Annotated in this window: 1 protein-coding gene; it reads left to right on the top strand. The window is 70.8% G+C overall.

The features are described from left to right. A partial coding sequence (locus KVP70_RS33930) for an AMP-binding enzyme (protein WP_217946813.1) occupies nucleotides 1–243 on the top strand: 243 nt, incomplete at both ends.

Consider the following 243-nt stretch of genomic DNA (forward strand, 5'->3'; position numbering starts at 1 on the left):
TCAAGATCCGCGGCTTCCGCATCGAGCTCGGTGAGATTGAAGCGAAACTGTCGGCCTGCGCCGGCGTGCGCGAGGCGGTGGTGCTGGCGCGCGAGGACCAGCCGGGCGACAAGCGGCTGGTGGCCTACGTGGCGGCCCAGGACGGCATGGAGCTCGACATCGCCGCGCTGCGCGCGCAGCTGGGCCGGACGCTGTCGGAATTCATGGTGCCCGGCGCCTTCGTGGTGCTGGATGAGCTGCCGC

The organism is Duganella violaceipulchra (genome assembly GCF_019166075.1).
In the GTDB taxonomy this organism is placed as follows: Bacteria; Pseudomonadota; Gammaproteobacteria; order Burkholderiales; family Burkholderiaceae_D; genus Rugamonas; species Rugamonas violaceipulchra.